The 19,406-nt window shown below is 57.8% G+C and carries 8 protein-coding genes; 2 read left to right on the top strand and 6 right to left on the bottom strand.

The genetic code is table 11. From position 1 onward, the window contains the following. Positions 1 to 7: 7 nt before the first annotated feature. Together NF347_RS10580 and NF347_RS10585 are read right to left on the bottom strand one after the other, a co-directional pair. Complete coding sequence (locus NF347_RS10580; protein ID WP_107036696.1) at positions 8 to 1,318, bottom strand: sensor histidine kinase; 1,311 nt, start codon at positions 1,316 to 1,318, stop codon at positions 8 to 10. Then, on the bottom strand, positions 1,315 to 2,649 hold the full coding sequence (locus NF347_RS10585; RefSeq protein WP_107036697.1) for a sigma-54-dependent transcriptional regulator: 1,335 nt from the start codon (positions 2,647 to 2,649) through the stop codon (positions 1,315 to 1,317). Before NF347_RS10585 ends, NF347_RS10580 begins: the two co-directional genes overlap by 4 nt. 154 nt (positions 2,650 to 2,803) lie before the next feature. On the opposite strand from NF347_RS10585, the gene NF347_RS10590 reads away from it, so the two are divergent. Further along, on the top strand, positions 2,804 to 3,895 hold the full coding sequence (locus NF347_RS10590; RefSeq protein WP_107036698.1) for a phosphotransferase enzyme family protein: 1,092 nt from the start codon (positions 2,804 to 2,806) through the stop codon (positions 3,893 to 3,895). Between the two features lie 256 nt (positions 3,896 to 4,151). Then, positions 4,152 to 7,055, top strand: a complete 2,904-nt coding sequence (secD, locus tag NF347_RS10595; RefSeq protein ID WP_107681517.1) for a protein translocase subunit SecD — start codon at positions 4,152 to 4,154, stop codon at positions 7,053 to 7,055. A gap of 842 nt (positions 7,056 to 7,897) precedes the next feature. Here secD and NF347_RS10600 read toward each other — a convergent pair. The 4 genes from NF347_RS10600 to NF347_RS10615 all read right to left on the bottom strand — a co-directional run bounded on the left by NF347_RS10600 (position 7,898) and on the right by NF347_RS10615 (position 19,361). Then, entirely contained in the window at positions 7,898 to 9,928 is a 2,031-nt protein-coding gene (locus NF347_RS10600; protein WP_107681577.1) for a RagB/SusD family nutrient uptake outer membrane protein, read from the bottom strand. 15 nt (positions 9,929 to 9,943) lie between these two features. After that, positions 9,944 to 13,252, bottom strand: coding sequence for a SusC/RagA family TonB-linked outer membrane protein (locus NF347_RS10605; protein ID WP_237613055.1), 3,309 nt, complete (start codon positions 13,250 to 13,252; stop codon positions 9,944 to 9,946). 745 nt (positions 13,253 to 13,997) lie between these two features. Then, positions 13,998 to 16,040 (bottom strand): RagB/SusD family nutrient uptake outer membrane protein, encoded by a 2,043-nt coding sequence (locus tag NF347_RS10610; RefSeq protein WP_107036701.1) that lies wholly within the window; start codon positions 16,038 to 16,040, stop codon positions 13,998 to 14,000. A gap of 18 nt (positions 16,041 to 16,058) precedes the next feature. After that, positions 16,059 to 19,361 (bottom strand): SusC/RagA family TonB-linked outer membrane protein, encoded by a 3,303-nt coding sequence (locus tag NF347_RS10615; protein ID WP_237613056.1) that lies wholly within the window; start codon positions 19,359 to 19,361, stop codon positions 16,059 to 16,061. Positions 19,362 to 19,406 lie beyond the last annotated feature (45 nt).

Below are 19,406 nucleotides of genomic sequence, written 5' to 3' on the forward strand. Positions count from 1 at the left end.
TCGGGGATTAACGCGGGAACTGCACGACGAAGCGCGTCAGCGCTCCGTCGGGATCGGTGCGCAGAGAGAAGGCGCAGCCATGCTTTTCAAGTATATCGGCCACGAACATCAGTCCGAGTCCGCGTCCGCCGGGCTTGGTGGAGAAGAATGGTGCGAACAGATGGCGCGACGCCTCAGGGCTGATACCGCCACCGTTGTCGACAACCTCAATCTTTACGGGCGACCCTCCCACCGACACCTTCACCCGTCCATCAGGACGGTCGCCGATGCTTTCGACAGCATTCTTCACCACATTGACCATCACCTGTTCCAAAAGCACTGTGTCGGCTTTGACCGATGTGGTGTCTTCGCAACAAAGTTCCATATCGACCGTGGCCGGCGCCATGCCTTCGAGGAACGGCCAGATCGAACGCAGCGAATCGGCCAAATCCACCGGCTGCAGATTGGCGTCGGGTATCTTGACCACTTCGGCATAGGATCGTATAAACCGGCCAAGTCCCTGACAGCGTTCCTGACAGCTCTCCAAAGCATCCGACATGACTTCGTCGGATTTCACCGCCGGCAATTCGCCGACCAGTCCCAGAATGGAGCCCACTCCGGTGAGAGTGTTGTTGACCTCATGCGATATGATCCTGATCACCCTTCCGTAGGCCTCGCGCTCGGCGCGCATCACCTCGTCGGTAAGCTCTTCGAGCATGACGAACGAGCGCCGGAATCCATTGTTCATAAACCACATCCGCGTGCAGCGCATCACATTGGCATCGCCGACACGCAGTATTTCGGCCTGACCCGGATTAACACGCGAAACGGCCGCAGCCAGAGGTGAATCCAGATCCTCAAACCGCCGGCTAAACGCCTCGGCCGGACGACTGAATCCAAGATAAGAGGCCATGGTGGGGTTCATTTCCACTATATTGCCGTCGTAATCGGATATGGCGATACCAGCCGGCGACACGTCGATGATCTGCCGAAGCATGCTGTTCTGCTCCATGTTGCGCAGACGCTCCGTCTTCAGACGGTCCATCATCGAATTGAACACTCCGACGAGAGTGTCGGCATCGGGCTGCCCGACACGGGCAAGACGCGTGCTGAAATCCTGGCCGCGCAGCAGATCCATGCCGTTGACCACTGCATTTACCGGCTTGATGACTGATCCATACAGCAACACGAGGAGCACTATAGGCGCTACGGCCAGGACCAGACGCCACCACATATCGCTCCACACGACGTCAGACCCGTTCAGCACGGGAAGAATCCAGAGCAGATCGATCGCCGCCACAGTCAGGGCGAGCACTGAAAAAATCCAGGATGATTTCATTTTAGACCGTATTTTTCCATCCGACGGTAAAGAGCCTGACGCGACAAGCCGAGTGAAGAGGCCGCAAGCGACAGATTGCCTCCGGCAGCCGATATCGCCTCGGCCACCGCGGCGCGCTCCATGTCGCCGAGTCTTGCTCCGGCCACCGAATCGGCAGCAACGGCTGTCGGTGCGCTCTCGGCCGACAATCCGGCGAAAGTCTCAGGCCCGATCTCGGGAGTATCGCTGACGATGATGGCGCGCTCCACCATGTTGCGCAGCTCGCGGATATTGCCCGGGAAAGGACATGTCTGAAGCCACCGTCGCGCGTCATCGGTAAGCCGTCGCGGGCGAGTGCCCGTCCGCTCGGCATACTGCTTTACGAACCAGTCGGCAAGCAACGGTATATCGTCGAGTCTCTGACGCAACGAAGGGATATGAAGCGTTATAAGGTTGATACGATAGAACAGATCCTCGCGGAACTTTCCCTCGGCCACCATCCGCGACAGATCGGCGTTGGTAGCGCACACCACCCTGACGTCGGTGCGATGCGTGGCGCTGTCGCCGAGCGCCTCGTAGGTGTGCTCCTGGAGCACCCGCAGCAACTTGACCTGCGAGCCGGGATCGAGCTCGCCGATCTCGTCGAGAAATATGGTGCCCCCGTCGGCCATGGCGAAACGCCCTTTGCGCGAAGTGACCGCACCGGTGAACGCTCCTTTGACATGGCCGAACATCTCGCTCTCGAAAAGCGATCGCGAGATGCCGCCGAGATTGACAGTGACGAACGGCGCCGACGCCCGCCGGCTATTGGCATGTATGGCGCGTGCTATCAATTCCTTGCCCGTGCCGTTCTCACCGAGTATAAGCACCGGAGCATCGGTAGGCGCCACCCGTCCGACAGTCTGGAGCACCTCTTCCAGCCCACGGCTGTTGCCGATGATGCCGTCGCGCAGCAGGCCGCCTTCAGCCGGACGCTGCACGCGGTTAAGTTCGAGAGCAGTAGCCACCCGCTGCAGCATGGCGTGGGGCTGCCATGGCTTGGTGACGAAGTCGAACGCTCCGAGCCTCATGCCCTCCACGGCCAGATCTATGCTGCCCCACGCCGTGATGAGTATGACCGGCACCTCGGGCGCCAGCACCTTGAACCGCTGCAGCAGCTCGAGTCCCTCCTGTCCGGAAGTGAACGAAACCGAGAAATTCATATCCATCACCACCAGATCCGGACGCGAGACCCGCAGCGACTCCAGCGCCTCTTCGGGCGATGCAGCCATAGCCGTCTGGTGACCAGCACTGCGGAGCAACAGACTCAGCGAGAGCCTGACGGATTTATCGTCGTCGACTATCAGTATCATAACTACAGGTTTTCAACCGCAAAAATAGCTAAAAAAAAGCAACCGTCACAGAGTCCGCGCCACGACAGCGGCCACAAAGCGACAAAATATGGGTGGCCAATCCGATTTTTTAGCTAACTTTGCGGAAAATTCAACACAAAACCCTTCGAATCTCATGGAAAGACTTCTCAAGTCCATAGTGAAGCATTTCGCCGTAAAAGGCACAGTGACCTCCGTGAAGCCTCTCGGCAACGGACTCATCAACGACACCTACATAGTGCGCACTGAGGAAGCTGACGCTCCCGACTACGTGCTGCAGCGGATCAACCACCACATTTTCACCGACGTCGACGTGCTGATGGACAACATCGCCGCCGTCACCGGCCATATCCGCTCCAAGCTTGAGAAAGCGGGTGAAAACGACATAGACCGCAAGGTGCTCACCTTCGTACCCAACACCGCCGACGGCAAACTCTACTTTTTCGACGGCGAGAGCTACTGGCGCATGATGGTATTCATCCCCGACGCCGAGACGTTTGAAGCCGTCAATCCCGAATCGTCGCGCAACGCCGGCAAGGCGTTCGGCCACTTCCAGGCCATGCTCGTAGACATCGACAAGGAGCTTAAAGAGAGCATTCCCGATTTCCACAACATGGAATTCCGTCTCAAACAGCTCCACGACGCCGTGGAAGCCGACCCCGAAGGAAGAGTGGCCGAAGTGAAACCTCTGCTTGACGAGCTGGAGAAGCGCGCCGACACGATGTGCCGCGCCGAGCAGCTCCACCGCGAGGGGAAACTTCCCAAGCGCATCTGCCACTGCGACACGAAAGTGAACAACATGATGTTTGACCACCAGGGCAACATATTGTGCGTGATCGACCTCGACACCGTGATGCCGAGCTATATATTCAGCGACTACGGCGACTTCCTGCGCACAGCCGCCAACACTCTGGCCGAGGATGATCCCGACATAGACCACGTGGAATTCAACATGGATATATTCCGCGCCTTCACCGAAGGCTATCTCTCGTCGGCACGCGGCTTCCTCACCCCTGCGGAGATCGAAAACCTTCCCTATGCCGCCGCCCTCTTCCCCTACATGCAGGCCGTGCGTTTCCTGACCGACTACATCAACGGCGACACTTACTACAAGATCAAATATCCGGATCACAACCTGGTGCGCACCCGCAACCAGTTCAAACTCCTGCAAAGCGTCGAGGCCCACACCCCGGAGATGCACCGCTTCATAGCCGAGCAGCTCGACTGAACCCCCTGAACACTCTCAGGCACACAAACCATAGCCATCATGCCCCCGACCGCAGCCCAGAAGCCCGGCCGGGGGCATTTCAGCCGCTTATTGCGCAAGAATATGCGGGACTTTAACACGAAGATATATTTCCGGACTTCTTCTATACTCTAAAATCAGCCTGCGGGAAGCGGAGTAATTGAAAAAGAAGTCGTATCTTTGCAAGCTGAAACACTTGCACATTAAAAATAACATTAATCCATACTTTTTTATCACAATGCAAAGCAAAGGAAAATTAGGAAGCGTCGTGGCCGGTGTCATCGCCATCTTCCTGGTGCTCATTTGCCTCTTCTACATCTCCTTCACTCTGGTGACCAACCATCATGAGGACAAGGCCGAGGCTTATGCGACCAGCGTGGCAGGCAACGCAGGCGTCAATTCCGACAGTTACCGAATGGCTTACAAGAGCTATATCGATTCGATTTCCAGAGAGAAAGTCTATCTCGGCTACACCTTCGCCGAAGTTCAGAAACTCGGCGTGGGCCTGGGCCTCGACCTCAAGGGCGGCATGAACGTGACGCTTCAGGTGTCGGTGCCCGACATCCTGCGCTCCATGGCCAACGCCGACGGCAATCCCTACTTCGAGGCAGCCATAGCGCAGACTGACTCCGTGGTGAAGGCCACCCGCAGCAACGACTACGTGTCGATCTTCTGCCAGCAGTACCGCAAACTCGACCCTCAGGGCGATCTGTCGGTGGTGTTCAAGGATCAGGTGAAGCGCGGCGACAGCTATGAGGCAGCCGAAGCGGCTCTGAAGCAGGAGGTGAAAGACCGTGTAAGCTCTTCGACCAACGTGCTCCGCAACCGTATCGACCAGTTCGGCGTTGTGGCTCCCAACATCCAGGAGCTTGAAAAGGACGGCCAGATACTGCTTGAGCTTCCGGGCGTGAAGGAGCATGACCGCGTGAAGGAGCTGCTCAAATCGTCGGCCAACCTCGAGTTCTACGAAACTATTCCGGTCAACGAGTTCCAAGGCTCTCTCATGGAGCTTACCGCCATGGGGCGCGCCGACTCCACCGGCAACGGCCGCGGCCTGCTCGACTACTTTGTCCACACAGCCAATCCCTACAACCCGATCATGGTAGGCACCGCCGTGGCAGCCAACCGCGCCGCCATCGACTCCATCATATCCTCTCCGGCCGCACGCCGTCTGCTTCCCTCCAACGTGAAGCTGGCATGGGAAGTGAAGCCTGAGACCATGGAGGCCACCGACACGGCCACAGGCGTCACACGCCGCGTGGATCTCTACACGCTCGTGGCTCTGAAGACCGCCAACGGGCGTCCGGCTCTCTCGGGCGACGTCGTGACCTCGGCAAGCAGCGAGTTTGACCAGATGCAGGGCGGCAACTACGTGTCGATGAACATGAAGCCCGACGCAGCCCGCCAGTGGGCACGCATCACCGCCGCCAACATCGAGAAGCAGGTGGCGATAGTGCTTGACGGACAGGTCTACTCCGCTCCCCGTGTCAACAACGTGATCGAGGGTGGCCGCTCGTCGATCACCGGCAACTTCACCACCGACGAAGCCAAAGACCTTGCCAACGTGCTCAAGAGCGGCAAGATGGCCGCCAAGGTCGACATCATCTCCGACACCGTGATCGGTCCGTCGCTCGGCCAGAAGGCGATCGAGGACGGCTTCATGTCGTTCATCGTGGCTCTGGTGCTGCTGATGATCTTCATGATGGCCATCTACGGTGTGATCCCGGGTCTGATAGCCAACCTCGGCCTGATCTTCAACCTCTTCTTCACTTTCGGCATACTCGCCTCGTTCCAGGCGGTGCTCACCCTCTCCGGCATAGCAGGTATAGTTCTCGCCCTGGGCATGGCGGTGGACGCCAACGTGCTTATCTTCGAGCGCACCAAGGAGGAACTCCGCGCCGGCAAGAGCGTGCGCATGGCCATAGCCGACGGTTACAGCAACGCATTCTCGGCGATCTTCGACTCCAACCTGACGTCGGTGATCACCGGTGTGATACTCCTGCTCTACGGCACCGGCCCGATCAAGGGCTTCGCCACCACGCTGATCATCGGTATCATCTGCTCGTTCTTCACGGCAGTCTACCTCACCCGTCTGGTATTTATCATCGGCGAGAAATCGCGTGCGTTCCAGCGTCTGACATTCACCACCCCGCTCTCGAAGCGCATGTTTGTGGGCGCGCATTTCGACTTCCTGGGCACTCGCCGCGCAAGCTTCATAGCCTGCGGCGTGATCATCGCAGTGGTTGTATGCTCGTTCTTCATGCGCGGTCTCAACCAGGGCATCGACTTCTCGGGCGGCCGCAACTACGTGGTGCAGTTCGACCATCCGGTCAAGACCCACGAGCTGCAGGCATCGCTTGCTCCGCTGTTTGACGGCGCTCAGGTGTCGGTGATCACCATCGACGACGACACCAAGGTGCGTATCTCTACGAACTACCGCATCGACAGCGACGATCCCAACGTGGACGACGAGATCACCGGCATACTCTACAACGGCCTGAAGAACGAGATCGGCTCTATGAGCCTCCAGGACTTCTCGACGACCAACGAGGCTGTGGGCATCATCAGCTCGCAGAAGGTAGGCCCGACCGTGGCCAACGACATGCGCACCGACGCCGTCATAGCCGTGCTGCTGTCGCTGATAGCGATGTTCCTCTACATCCTGATCCGTTTCCACAACATCGCCTTCTCCGTAGGCGCTCTGGCCGCCGTGGCGTTCACCGCGTTCACCATTATCGGTTTCTACTCGATATTCTACGGAGTGTTCCCCTTCGCGATGGAGATCGACCAGTCGTTCATAGCGGCCATTCTGACCGTGATCGGCTATCAGATCAACGATACTGTGGTGGTGTTTGACCGCGTGCGTGAAAACGTGGGTCTGTATCCGAAACAGGACTTCTACACCAACATCAACAATTCGATCAACTCGACTCTCGGACGTACGCTGATGACCTCCGGCTCGACACTGCTCGTGCTGCTGTGCATCTTCATCCTTGGCGGCGACGCTATCCGCTCGTTCACCTTCGCGATGATCTTCGGTGTGGTAATCGGCACATGCGCCACAATCTTCGTGGCATCGCCGGTGGCCTATCTCACCGAGAAGCGTCATGGCAAGACCCGCAATGCAGCGGTAAAGGCCTGATAGAATAAGCGACAATACAACACCCGAAGCGGTGTGCCAATCCCCCGGTGGATGGCACACCGCTTCTTTTTTTTACGGCTCCGTGGGGAGGGCGCGACGGGGCGCGTGAGCGTGAGGCTTCTTTGCAGATGAGCCGGGATCGCGGACTGTCCCTGCGGCTCATCTACGAAGATCCGTGTGGCACATGACCCCTGCCCCACCAAGCCGCCCTGCGGGCGTCATGGCGGGGTTTACAAAGGTCGGTGGTCTACGACCACCCCAGTCCGGCGGAGTGGTGGGCGCGGAGGTGGCAGCGGCATGGGCAAGCAGGAGGCCTGGGCTGGCGCGGGCGGCTGATATCGCAGGCTCCGCAGCTCGGCCGAACGAGGTGGACGGCGCACCTACCCCCGGTCTACGCGGCACGCCTGTGGCGCTCCACTCCGAACCGGGGATAACATCTGCCCGCACGCTCCGCGGCTCCGAGGGCGTCAACACCATCCGGCGAGAACAGGGGGGAACGGCAGGCGATACCGGAGTGAGGCAACACCATCCGGCGGGGAGAGGAGAGAGAAAAGCCGCGGAGCGTGCGGGCAGGCATTAACCGGGGTTCGGAGCGAGCGTGGGCGTCGCGACGCGATAGCGTCGTAGTGACCGCACGAGGCGGAGACCCCAGAGGGAGGAGAGTGCGTCCCCCGCCGCGCGGCGAGCCCCGGAGGGTGCGTGGCCGTGCAAATGGCGTCAGCACAGGCAAAGCATTGGCGGTGGGGATACAGGCAGAGGCGGCAGGCTCTCCGTAGAGAGTCTGCCGCCTCCTCAATTATAAAACTTATGCTTAGAGTAGCCTGAGTTTTATGGAGAATGAATCAGTCAATGTTCTTGGCACCCTGATTTGCTTCGGTTGGCCATCCGGGATTCTGGTAAACGTAGGAGTTTGCCACATCCTTGTCGGGCGAAGCGTAGACGAACACGTTGTGGCCGATCGGCGACAGGTAGTGTGCGCGGGTGAAGGTGTAACCATCCCACACGAGGTTGTTGGCTTTTCGGATCTGATAGGGACGGACATAGTCACCACCGGCGCGTGCCGACATATTGGCGTCGTCAGAATCGGGATCAACAACAGGGTCATAGAACTCGCCTTCGGCGTTCTTGATGCTCATCGGGCTGTCGGGATCGCTGTAGACTGTACCCCAGTACTTGATACCCTCGATAATATAGGGAGTGGTGATCATCTGGTCGAGCGCACACCAGCGGCGAACATCCATCAGACGCAGACCTTCGGCGCACAGCTCGTTACGGCGCTCGCGGCGAACATTGTAGATGGTGGTGTTGACGAGCTGTCCGTGGGAATATGCTCCCCAGTCGCCCTTAGCCTCTTCGTTCATGTTGGTGGCGGCTATAGTCTTGTTATAGTCGTTGTCGACTTTAGCACGATTGCGGAGTGCGCGCCAGTAGGAGTCGGCTGTTCCGTCGATAGATCCCGTCGACTCAACGCATGCCTCCATGTAGTTGAGAAGCGCCTCGGCTGCACGGAATACGATAGATCCTGTGGTAGACTGGAGGTTGCCCTGTGCCTGTTTGTAATCATATCCCTGACCCTTCTTGACAGCGAATCCTGTCGGGCAGCGAGTGGTGTTATCAGCGCTGAAGAGCCAGTTCATGTTGTATAGGTTGGGCGAGTTGCCGTCAAGACCGAGCGATATGACGGAATTATCGCCCTTTGTGAAGATTGTCAGACGCGAGTCGCGGTCCTGTATTGTGGCCGAAACGCCCTGATTCTCCCATGCGGGGTCGTAACCCGAGCCGTTGGCGTATATAGGCAGACCGTTGCGCATCAGGAAGGAGTTGACCATGCCACGTGTCCAACCGGTACCGCCGGCATTTTTCTGGAACTGCGCCTGAATCTGTATACCTCCGCTCAAAGACAGATTGTAGGCACGATACAGAAGCACTTCAGAGTATTCGCCAGAGTTGTCGGCCGAGAACATGCAGTAGTAGGGGTTGGCTTCGGTAAAACCGGCTGTCATGCCCTCGGGTGCGTCGGTGTTGACAACGAGATTGTTGACATACTTGTCGCCCACTACCTTGGCCGATTTCATAGCCTCGTCGAGGAAGAATGCGATCTCAGTATCGATATTGAAGTCGCCGAGCAGTTCCTGCTTGCCGGGCCATCCTGGTCCGCCGGGCACGAGGGCTGTGCCCTTGTGGTATTTGAGCCATGTGCCTTCGAAGAGAGCCACACGCGAACGGAAAAGGTTGGCGCAGTCCAGAGTCAGACCGTTCTTTTTATAGGGCGATTCTTCAGGAAGGAGGGTAAGAGCCTTGTCGAGATCGGCAAGAATATGGCGTGCCACCTTGTGTCGTGGCTGACGCACCGAGGCTTCAAGGAGATATTCCTTATCGTTGGGAAGCACTTCATCGTTGATAGGCCAGTCGCCAAGGCTGCTGTAGTTGGCCCAGTAGGTGTAGGCGCGGAAGAAGTAAGCCTCGCCGAGAGCCTGCTTGATTTCTACCGGGTCACCGGACACCTCACCGGCTTCCATGGCTTTCTCAGTATTGATAATGAAGTAGTTGAGCGAGCGCACATTGCCGAAGCTCCAGTTGTCAGTGCCCTGTCCGACACGCCATTCGCCGGGCACCCAGCGTGTGGATGCAGTGCGATAAGCCTGATTGTCGGTGCCGTTGTCGGACGAGAATGTGCCGAGTTCGTAGGCATTGTCGGAATGCGACGGGAACATTGTGTAAAAGTTCAAGGTGTAAGCCTTGAGGTTGGCCGCCGACGTGAAGAAGTTTTCGGGGATAAGCTTATCCTCCGGCTCTCTGTTGAGGTAGTCATCGCAGGCTGTAAGACCCACGACGGCTGCTGCGGCAACTATTGAGCTTATATATTTGTTCATGATGTTGTTTTGTGATTAGAAGGTTACGTTAAGACCAACTGAGAATACACGCGAAATCGGATAAACCTTGCCGAAGCCGTAGCTGCTGTTGTAGGCCTCTATCAGCTCGGGATCACCCATCTTGGAGAAGTTGGTGATCGTAGCAAGGTTTTCGCCCGAGAAGAAGATGCGTGCACGCTCGATGTATGCCTTGCGGCTGATTTCCTGAGGAATGGTGTAGCCGACGGTCACGTTCTTCAGACGGCAGTAGGCTGCATTCTGCAGGTAGCGGGTCTGAGTGGCCGTGTTGTTGGGGCCACCCCAGTTGACGCGGGGGAGATACGAATTGACATTAGCTCCGAGAGGGTTGTCAGTATCAGCGCCACGGAAGTAGTCGAGGTGCTCGTCAAACACCACAGCCTGCCACTTGCCCTGCTGGCAAGCGCCGAACATCATCGGGCCGCCTGCCCAGTAGTCGCGCTTCATTGTGCCCTGGAAGAACACTTTGAGGTCAAAGCCCTTCCACTGTGCCTCGAGGTTAAGACCGAAGTTGTAGCGGGGAGTAGTGTTGCCGATCACAGTGTAGTCGCCATGATCGTCGGCTGTCCAGCCGCCGCTGCTGATGACACCGTCGCCGTCGAGGTCGGCATACATGATATCGCCGGCGCCCCATCCTGTTCCAAGCTGGTTCTGGCCGGTGCGAGGACGTGCCGGAGCCTGTCCGTTTGCCTTGGTGTAGGCAGCGTCGAGAGCGTCGAGGTGAGCATTCATCTCGTCGGCTGACTTAGCGATACCTACCGTCGTCAGACCCCATATATCACCAAGTTTGGCACCGTTATAGTAGCTGCTGAGCGCTTTGTTCTCGTTGGGGTATTCGTCAATGGTTGTTGTATGGTCATAGAGGTTGAATGTCACTCCATAGTTGAAGTCCTGGATGCGGTCGCGCCATGTGATCGAAAGTTCCCATCCGTTCGATGTCATCGAGAGGTTGTTGACGTTTGGCACCGATGCGCCGAATACTCCGGGAAGTATTTCGCCGGGGCCTACCATGTCGATAGTCTTACGGTTGTAGTAGTCGATTGTACCGGTCAGACGGTTCTGGAAGAGGCTCCAGTCAAGACCGATGTCCCATGTGCGGTTTTTCTCCCAGGTGAGTGTCGACGAAACGAGTCCGGGCATAGATGCGATGGCATTGCGCTCTGTTCCGTTGTTGACGAGCCATCCTGCGGCATTGCCTGCATAGCCCATTGTCACGTAGGTGGGATACCAGTTGTCGGTGTTCTGGTTGCCGAGCTTACCCCACGAGTAGCGGAGCTTCAGCTGGTTGCATGTGCTTGCGAGATCTTCCCAGAAAGCTTCGCTGGCGATATTCCAGCCGAGCGAGAAGGAGGGACTCCATGTCCATCGGTCGGATGCGCGGAAACGCGACGAGCCGTCGTAACGGAGATTGCCTTCAACGAGATAACGTCCCTTGTAGTCGTAGTTAAGACGACCGAAGAAGCCTGCTGTCGACCAAGTGTCTTCGCCACCGCTGACCTTTATGTCCTTACCGTCGGTCATCGACAGATATGGGAGACCGTTAATGACGCCATTGCGTGATGCGCTGAAATAGTTCTGATTGTACCATTCGCTCTGGAAACCGGCCATGATCTTGAAATTGTGATCCTCGGCAAATGTGTGAGCGTAGGTAGCGTATACGTTGGGGTTGAAGTAGTTGGAGCGAGTGTTGCTCTCAGAGACCTGACTGCCCTTACCGCCGGCGCCATAGGGGAAACCGTTGGGGTTGTTTGGATAGGGGTTGCCGTCGGCATCCCAGCCGTAGCACTGTTGCACGTCCTGCTTGCGGTTGTAGTGGCTCGAGCGGTAGTTGAACTCGGCGTTGATGTTGAGTCCCTCAAGAGGATTGATCTTGAATACGAACTGATGGTCGAGTTTGTCCTGAATGGTGTTGAAGCGTCCACCATCCTCCATAGCGTTGATGAACGACTCTACTACGGGGAAACCGTTGGGGTCATGAGTGGGTATGATCGGCCAGTAGCGGGCGATGTTATGGTACATCTCGTTGCTTGCTGCCTCACGGACAAATGACGGAGCGTCGTAATGACCGCGATACCAGCGCGCGCTGTAGCCGAATGTCAGCCAGTTGGTGACGGCCACATTGATCTTGGCGTTGAGTGTGTAGCGCTGCAGGTTGTCCTTGCCGTAGCGGAGCGTACCATCCTGCGATAGGATATTGCCGGAGAAGTAGTAGTTGTACTTATCGGTACCTCCGGTGACGCTGAGGTTGTGTTCCTGCGCGAAGGGGGTGGTGCCGAAATGCTCTTCCATCCAGTCGGTGTTTGCTATAGGCAGTATGTCGGTTTCATCCCATACTTCCCAATGGTTGTTGGTCGGATTGACAAACATTGTGGCAAGTGACGGATCATCAACGACAGCTTTCAGCTTGTCGAGATAGGCCTGTGAGAACCATCCTGAACCATTGTTGGCCGCAGCTTCGTTCATAGTCACGGCCCACTCCCATGAGTTGGCAAACTTGGGCAGACCAAGAGCTTTGCTCCAGCGGAATGAGTCGGAGTAGTTGACTGTCACCTTGCCCTCTTTACCCTGACGGGTAGTGATAAGGATGACACCGCCTGCTGCGCGCGAACCGTAGATCGACGATGCGGCTGCGTCCTTAAGGATCGACACGTTCTCTACGTCGGCCGGATTGAGCTGGTTGATGTCGCCTTCCATGCCGTCGATAAGCACGAGGGGGCTTACCGACGAACCGCTACCGATAGTACCGGTACCGCGGATGTTCATCGAACGGGTAGCGCCAAGCTGACCACCACGGGCGGCGCCGAGCACGTCAAGACCTGCTGCCATACCCTGGAGAGCGTCGGCCACGGTGTTGACCGGACGTGCGGCTATTTCCTTGCCGGTCACGGTAGCTACGGCGCCGGTAAGGTTGGCTTTCTTCTGCTGTCCGAAACCTACGACCACGACTTCGTCGAGTGTCTGTCCGTCGTCCTGCAGGGTGACGTTGAGGTGCTGGCCTTCCCACTTTACGTCGGCGGGCTTGCAGCCTACAAAACTGACGCGGAGTGTGGCGCCCTGCTTCACTCCTGCGATGGAGAAGTTGCCGTCGATGTCGGTCGAGCCGCCGAGAGTGGTGCCGACCACCATGACAGAAGCTCCGGGGAGAGGCTCGCCTGTCTGGTCAAGAACGGTACCCGTGGCGGTATCCGGCGCGGGCACGGCCGAGGCTGAAGCGGCGGGGGCCGTCAGCATCAGCATACATAGCGCGAGCAGCAGCGCGGGGAGTCCCGTGAGCTTGCGGCTCATTGTGCGGAGATAATGATACATGTTGTTGGATAAATGATTAAGGTTATAAAAACTGGTTGCTTTATTTAGTTAATTACAGGTTTTTAGGCTAGTTTTGTTAAATATTGTGGAGCAAATTTAATGAAAATGTAATCGAAACTACCCCCCCCCCGTCTTAATAAGTGTTAAATATGTTTTTAAGCATAAAAATATATTTGCATTTTTTAGTGGTGTACACCTATTAAATATAAGAAAAAAAATCGGGCGGGGAGGGGACAGTGCCATGCGAAGCGGGTGACCCGGGCTGGCGCGGGCGGCTGATCTCGCACGCTCCGCGGCTCGGCCGACCAGAGGTGAACGACTCTCCTCCCCCGGTCTACGCGGCGCGCTCCCCCGCCCCGCTGACGCGTGGCAAAGGTGGCGCGCCGCTCCGAACCGGGGATAACATCTGCCCGCACGCTCCGCGGCTCCGAGGACGGCAGCCCATCCGGCGGGGGAGAGGTGGGTAGCGCAAGGGTATCAGAGGCGATGGGCGATAGGAGGGCTGCCCATCCGGCAGAGAGAGGAGAGAGCGGAGACCCCGAGGGAGAAGAGTGCGTCCCTCCGCGGCGCGGCGAGCCCCGGAGGGTGCGTGGCCGTGCAAATGGCGTCAGCACAGGCAAAGCATTGGCGGTGGAGATACAGGCAGAGGCGGCAGGCTCTCCGTAGAGAGTCTGCCGCCTCCTCAATTATAAAACTTATGCTTAGAGTAGCCTTTAGTAAACAACTCTTGGCTTGCGCCGGTCGATCAGTCGATCTTGGTGCAGGGCTGTAGGCCGGTGGTGGGCCATCCGGGGTTCTGGTACACAACCGACTTGGCCTTGTCGCCATCGGGCGAAGAGGTGACGAACACGTCGCATCCTATCGGAGAGAGGTACTGCGCACGGCTCCATGTCAGGCCATTCCATACGTAGTTGTCGTTTCTGGTTACGCGGTTGAGCACGATCCAGTCGCCGTCAGCCTGGCTTGACATGTTGCCGTCGCCGTCGGGATTGACGCGCGCTGCCAGGAACACTTCGTTGCCATCCTCATCGGTCGTCGTCAGAGCCAGGTCGCTCTGCGGATCGGAGTAGACGGTGTTCCAGTATTTCATGCCGTAGAGGTTGACGGGGTTTGCGGCGAGCTGGTCGAGAGCGCACCAGCGACGGAGATCGTTGTAGCGGAATCCTTCGGCCATAAGCTCGTTGCGGCGTTCGCGGCGCACATTGTAGAGCAGTGTATTCACAAGCACTCCGCGGGAGTATGCTCCCCAGTCACCCTCGCCCTCGATGGTCATGTTGGTGGCGGCGATGGTCTTGGTGTAGTCGGGATCGACCTTGGCACGTGTGCGGATAGCCTTCCAGTAGGAGTCGGCTGTCTGGTCGACGTTTCCGTTCTTCTCCACGCAAGCCTCCATGTAGTTGAGCAGAGCCTCTACGCCACGGAAAGTGATCGATCCGGTTGTGGCGCGCGAGTTGCCTTCGGCCATTGAGTAGTCGAACGAGCAGCCCTTCTTGTTGGCATAGCCGGTGATGGGGTTCTGCGTGGCAGACTCGGTGAGGAGCCAGCTCATGTTGTACGTGGATGCTTCCTCACCGTTCTTGTAAGAGGTCAGGCAGTTGTCGCCGCGCACGAAGAGCTGCGCGCGAGAGTCGCGATCCTGCAGCGTGGCGGTCACGCCGGCGCTCTCCCAGTCGGGGTCGAAGCCCGAGCCGGCGGCGTAGATGGGAAGACCGTTGGCCATAACGAAGCTGCGGATCATGCCGCGAGTGTAGCCGAGCCCTCCGCCGTGGGTCATGAACGAGTGCTGGATCTGAGTCGATACGGCAGGAGCCGTGAGCTGGTAGGCACGATACATGAGTACTTCGCTGTATGAGTCGAGATCCTGTTGTCCGAACATGCAGAAGTAAGGGTTGAGCGGAGCGAGCGAGGGTGAGAAGGCATCGATAACGCCAGTGTTTTCGGCAAGCTGTCCCATCATCTTGTCGCCCAGTTCCTTTGCCGAAGTCATGGCCTCGGTGAGGAAGTAGTTGATCTCGGCGTCTATGTCGAACGATCCGAGGAGCGATGCGTCGCCGGGCCATCCGGGTCCGCCGGGCACGAGTGCTGTGCCTTTGTGATATTTCAGCCATGTGCCTTCGAAGAGAGCCACGCGCGAGCGGAGCAGAAGCGCACAGTCGCGGTTGACACCCTGTTTGCCCTTGTCGGACGACTCGGGAAGGTATGCAAGAGCATTGTCGAGATCTTCGAGGATGTGTCGTGCCACCTGGTTGCGCGGGCGGCGGTAGGAGTTCTCCAAAAGAAGTTCCTTGTCGTCGGGAAGCACGTTGTCGATGATGGGATAATCACCTATTGTGCTGTAACTGGCATAGTACTGGTAGGCGCGGAAGAAGTAGGCCTCGCCTATCGACTGGCGCACCAGGTCGGTCAGTCCCAGTTTGCCGCTCTCGATATTGGGAAGCACATATTCGAAGAACAGGTTGAGCGAGCGGATGTTGCCGAAGCTCCAGTTGGACTCGTCGTTGCTGGTGAGCCACTGACCGTTCGCATAGCGCGAGGGGATAGAGCGGGCCACCTGGTTGTCGGTGCCGTTGTCGTTGGCAAATGTGCCCATACCGTAGGCATTGCTTGAATGCGAGGGGAGCATTCCATCGTAGAATCTCATCACGTATGCCGAGAGATTGGCTCCGTCGGTAAAGTAGTTATCTGCGACGAGATTGGCCTCAGGCTCTCTGTCGAGATAGTCCTCACACGAAGTGAACCCGGCGATAATCGATGTGCCGATGAACAGAGATGCTATATACTTATTCATGATTTGTCTTATAGAAGATTAGAAGGTTACATTAAGACCGCAGGAGAATGTGCGCGACAGGGGATAGATCTTGCCGAAACCGGCACCGTATTCGTTGTAGGCCTCGATCAGCTCGGGGTCGCCCATCTTCGAGAAGTTGGTGATATTGGCGAGGTTCTCACCCGAAACGTAGACACGCAGGCGCTCGACATAGAAGCGGCGTGTGAGGTTCTGGGGCAGAGTGTAGCCTATGGTCACGTTCTTCAGGCGGCAGTAGGCTGCGTTCTGGAGGTAGCGGTCGTTGCTGAATGTGTTGTTGGGCCCGCCCTGGTTGACGCGGGGATAGTAGGCGTTGACGTTGGGGCCGAGCGGATCGGTGGTGTCGGCCGGACGGAAGTAGTCGAGATGAGGCTCGAACACGAGAGCCTGCCAGAGGCTTATTCCCGATGCTCCGAAGAACATGGCGTTGCCGTTGCCTACCCAGTAGTCGCGCTTGCCGATGCCCTGGAAGAATACCTTCACGTCGAATCCCTTCCACTGTGCGTCGAGGTTAAGACCGAAGCAGTAGCGGGGAGTCGTGTTGCCGATCACCACATAGTCGCCGGAGTTGTCGGCTGTGAATTCGCCCTGCGATATCACACCGTCGCCGTCGATATCCTTGTACATCACGTCGCCTGCCTGCCAGCCGGTGCCGAGGATATACTGGGGATTGTTGTAGGTCGGAGCCTGGCCGTCGTGAGCGAGCTTGTAGGCCTCCTCCATCTTGGCGAAGTGCTGCTGCATCTCCTCGTCGGTCTTGGCGAGTCCTTCGGTGCGGAAGCCCCAGATCTCTCCGAGCTTCTTGCCGGGCCAGTATGCAGTGCTGAGGGCCTTGTTCTCGTTGGGATACTCGTCGATGGTGGTGGTGTGGTCATAGAGGTTGGCTGTGATGCCGTAGCTGAAGTCGCCGATGCGGTCGCGCCAGCTGATGGTCAGCTCCCATCCCTTGGAAGTCATCGAGAGGTTGTTGACGTTGGGCACCGATGCGCCGAGCACACCGGGGAGTTTCTCGCCGGGGCCTACCATGTCGATCGTGCGGCGGTTGTAGTAGTCGGCCGTACCTGTGAGTCGGTTATTGAACAGTCCCCAGTCGATACCGATGTCCCATGTGCGGTTTTTCTCCCATGTGAGCGATGTCGAGATCAGACCGGGCGCTGTAGCATAAGTCGGCTTCTTGCCTCCGACGAGCCATCCGGAGCTGTCGGGATAGTAGCCCATTGACGGATAGGTGGGATACCAGGAGTTGGTGTTCTGGTTGCCGAGCTTACCCCACGAGTAGCGGAGCTTGAGGGTGTTGCACACGGTGGTGAGGTTTTCCCAGAACGCCTCGCGGGCTATGTTCCAGCCGAGCGAGAACGAGGGGCTCCACGACCAGCGCTTGCCGGCGCGGAAGCGCGACGAGCCGTCGTAGCGGATGTTGCCTTCTACGAGGTAGCGTCCGTCGAGGTCATAGTTGAGTCGGCCGAACCATCCGGCTGTGGCCCATGTCGCGGAGTATCCGCCGAGGGTCTTGTTGTCGCCCGATGTGGTGTCAAGGAACGGAAGTCCGCTCATGATGCCTGTGTTCTGGGCGTCGAAGTCTTCATAGTGGTTCCATTCGCTTTGGAAACCGGCCATGATCTTGAAGTTGTGCACTTTGTTGAAAGTGTGCGAGTAGTCGGCGTAGATGTTGGGGTTGAAATAGTTGCCCTTCTGGCTGTAGTTGTAGACGCGTGAACCGATGGGTGAGCCTGCAGGCCAGTCGTTGGGGTTGTTCTCAATGTAGTTGCCCTGCGGGCCGTAGTAACCGGTCTGGAGATAGTAGCGCTTGTCGTGGTTAGACCAGTTGCGGTAGTTGAACTCACCGTTGATGTTCAGACCCTCTATCGGATTGATACGGAAGGAGAACTGCTGGTCGGTCTGATCCTTGTAGGTGGTATAGCGGCCGCCGTTCTCAAACGCATCGATGTAGGAGAACAGGGTGGGGTTGCCGTTGGGATCGTGAGTGGGGATGTTGGGCCAGTAGCGCATGACATTCTGCCATGTCGACGCAGTGAGAGCCGAGGGGGCGTCGTACTGACGGCGCACCCAGCGGTTGCTGTAGCCGAATGTCAGCCATGGGGTGAGATGCACGTTGATCTTGGCGTTTACGGTGTAGCGCTGGCTGTTGTCGTCGCCGTGGACGAGAATACCCTCGCGCGAGAGGAGGTTGCCCGAGAAGTAGAAGTCATACTTTTCGTTGCCACCGGTGACACTGATGTTATGTTCCTGCGAGAAGGGGGTCTTGCCGAAGTGCTCGTCGATCCAGTTGGTGTTGCCCACACTGGTCAGATCGCCGAAGTTCCAGAACGACCAGTCGGTGCCGTTGGCGTTGGTCATAAGCTGCGGGATAGTCGGGTCGGTAACGGCCTGCTTCATCTGATCGATCTTGTAGGCTGGGATCAGCTCGCCGCCGCCGGCAGCTATACTGGCCTGATTGAACACGTTGGCCCATGTCCACGACGGAGCCATGTCGGGATAGTCGTTGATGCGGCTCCAACGGAAAGAGTCGGAGTAGTTGACTGTGATCTTGCCTTCCTTGCCGCTCTTGGTCTTCACGAGGATGACACCGCCGGCAGCGCGCGAACCGTAGATCGACGAAGCGGCAGCGTCCTTGAGGATCGAGATGGTCTCTACGTCGTCGGGGTTGAGGTCGTTGAGGTCGCCTTCCATGCCGTCGATAAGCACGAGGGGTGTCACCGACGAACCGCTGCCGATGGTGCCGGCGCCGCGGATGTTCATATTGCGGGTGGCGTTGAGCTGACCGCCTGCGCCTGCGCCGAGCACGTCAAGACCAGCGGCCATACCCTGGAGGGCGTCGGCAACAGAATTGACCGGACGGGCTGCGATCTCTTTACCTGTCACGGTAGAGACAGCTCCGGTGAGGTTGACTTTCTTCTGCTGGCCGAAACCTACGACCACGACTTCGTCGAGTGTCTGTCCGTCGTCCTGCAGGGTGACGTTGAGGTGCTGGCCTTCCCACTTTACGTCGGCGGGCTTGCAGCCTACGAAGCTGACGCGGATCGTGGCGCCCTGCTTCACTCCTGCGATGGAGAAGTTGCCGTCGATGTCGGTCGAGCCGCCGAGAGTGGTGCCGACCACCATGACAGAAGCTCCGGGGAGAGGCTCGCCTGTCTGGTCAAGAACGGTACCCGTGGCGGTATCCGGCGCGGGCACAGCCGAGGCTGAAGCGGCGGGTGCCGTCAGCATCAGCACACATAGCGCGAGCAGCAGCGCGGGGAGTCCCGTGAGCTTGCGGCTCATTGTGCGGAGATAATGATACATGTTGTTGGATAAATGATTAAGGTTATAAAAATACTTATAGCTTTA

Source organism: Paramuribaculum intestinale (assembly GCF_030759015.1).
Classification (GTDB): domain Bacteria; phylum Bacteroidota; class Bacteroidia; order Bacteroidales; family Muribaculaceae; genus Paramuribaculum; species Paramuribaculum intestinale.

Excerpts from the sequence above, each read along its gene's own strand:
- NF347_RS10580 (WP_107036696.1), bottom strand. The coding sequence starts at position 1,318 with ATGAAATCATCCTGGATTTTTTCAGTGCTCGCCCTGACTGTGGCGGCG.
- NF347_RS10585 (WP_107036697.1), bottom strand. The coding sequence starts at position 2,649 with ATGATACTGATAGTCGACGACGATAAATCCGTCAGGCTCTCGCTGAGT.
- NF347_RS10590 (WP_107036698.1), top strand. The coding sequence starts at position 2,804 with ATGGAAAGACTTCTCAAGTCCATAGTGAAGCATTTCGCCGTAAAAGGC.
- secD (WP_107681517.1), top strand. The coding sequence starts at position 4,152 with ATGCAAAGCAAAGGAAAATTAGGAAGCGTCGTGGCCGGTGTCATCGCC.
- NF347_RS10600 (WP_107681577.1), bottom strand. The coding sequence starts at position 9,928 with ATGAACAAATATATAAGCTCAATAGTTGCCGCAGCAGCCGTCGTGGGT.
- NF347_RS10605 (WP_237613055.1), bottom strand. The coding sequence starts at position 13,252 with ATGTATCATTATCTCCGCACAATGAGCCGCAAGCTCACGGGACTCCCC.
- NF347_RS10610 (WP_107036701.1), bottom strand. The coding sequence starts at position 16,040 with ATGAATAAGTATATAGCATCTCTGTTCATCGGCACATCGATTATCGCC.
- NF347_RS10615 (WP_237613056.1), bottom strand. The coding sequence starts at position 19,361 with ATGTATCATTATCTCCGCACAATGAGCCGCAAGCTCACGGGACTCCCC.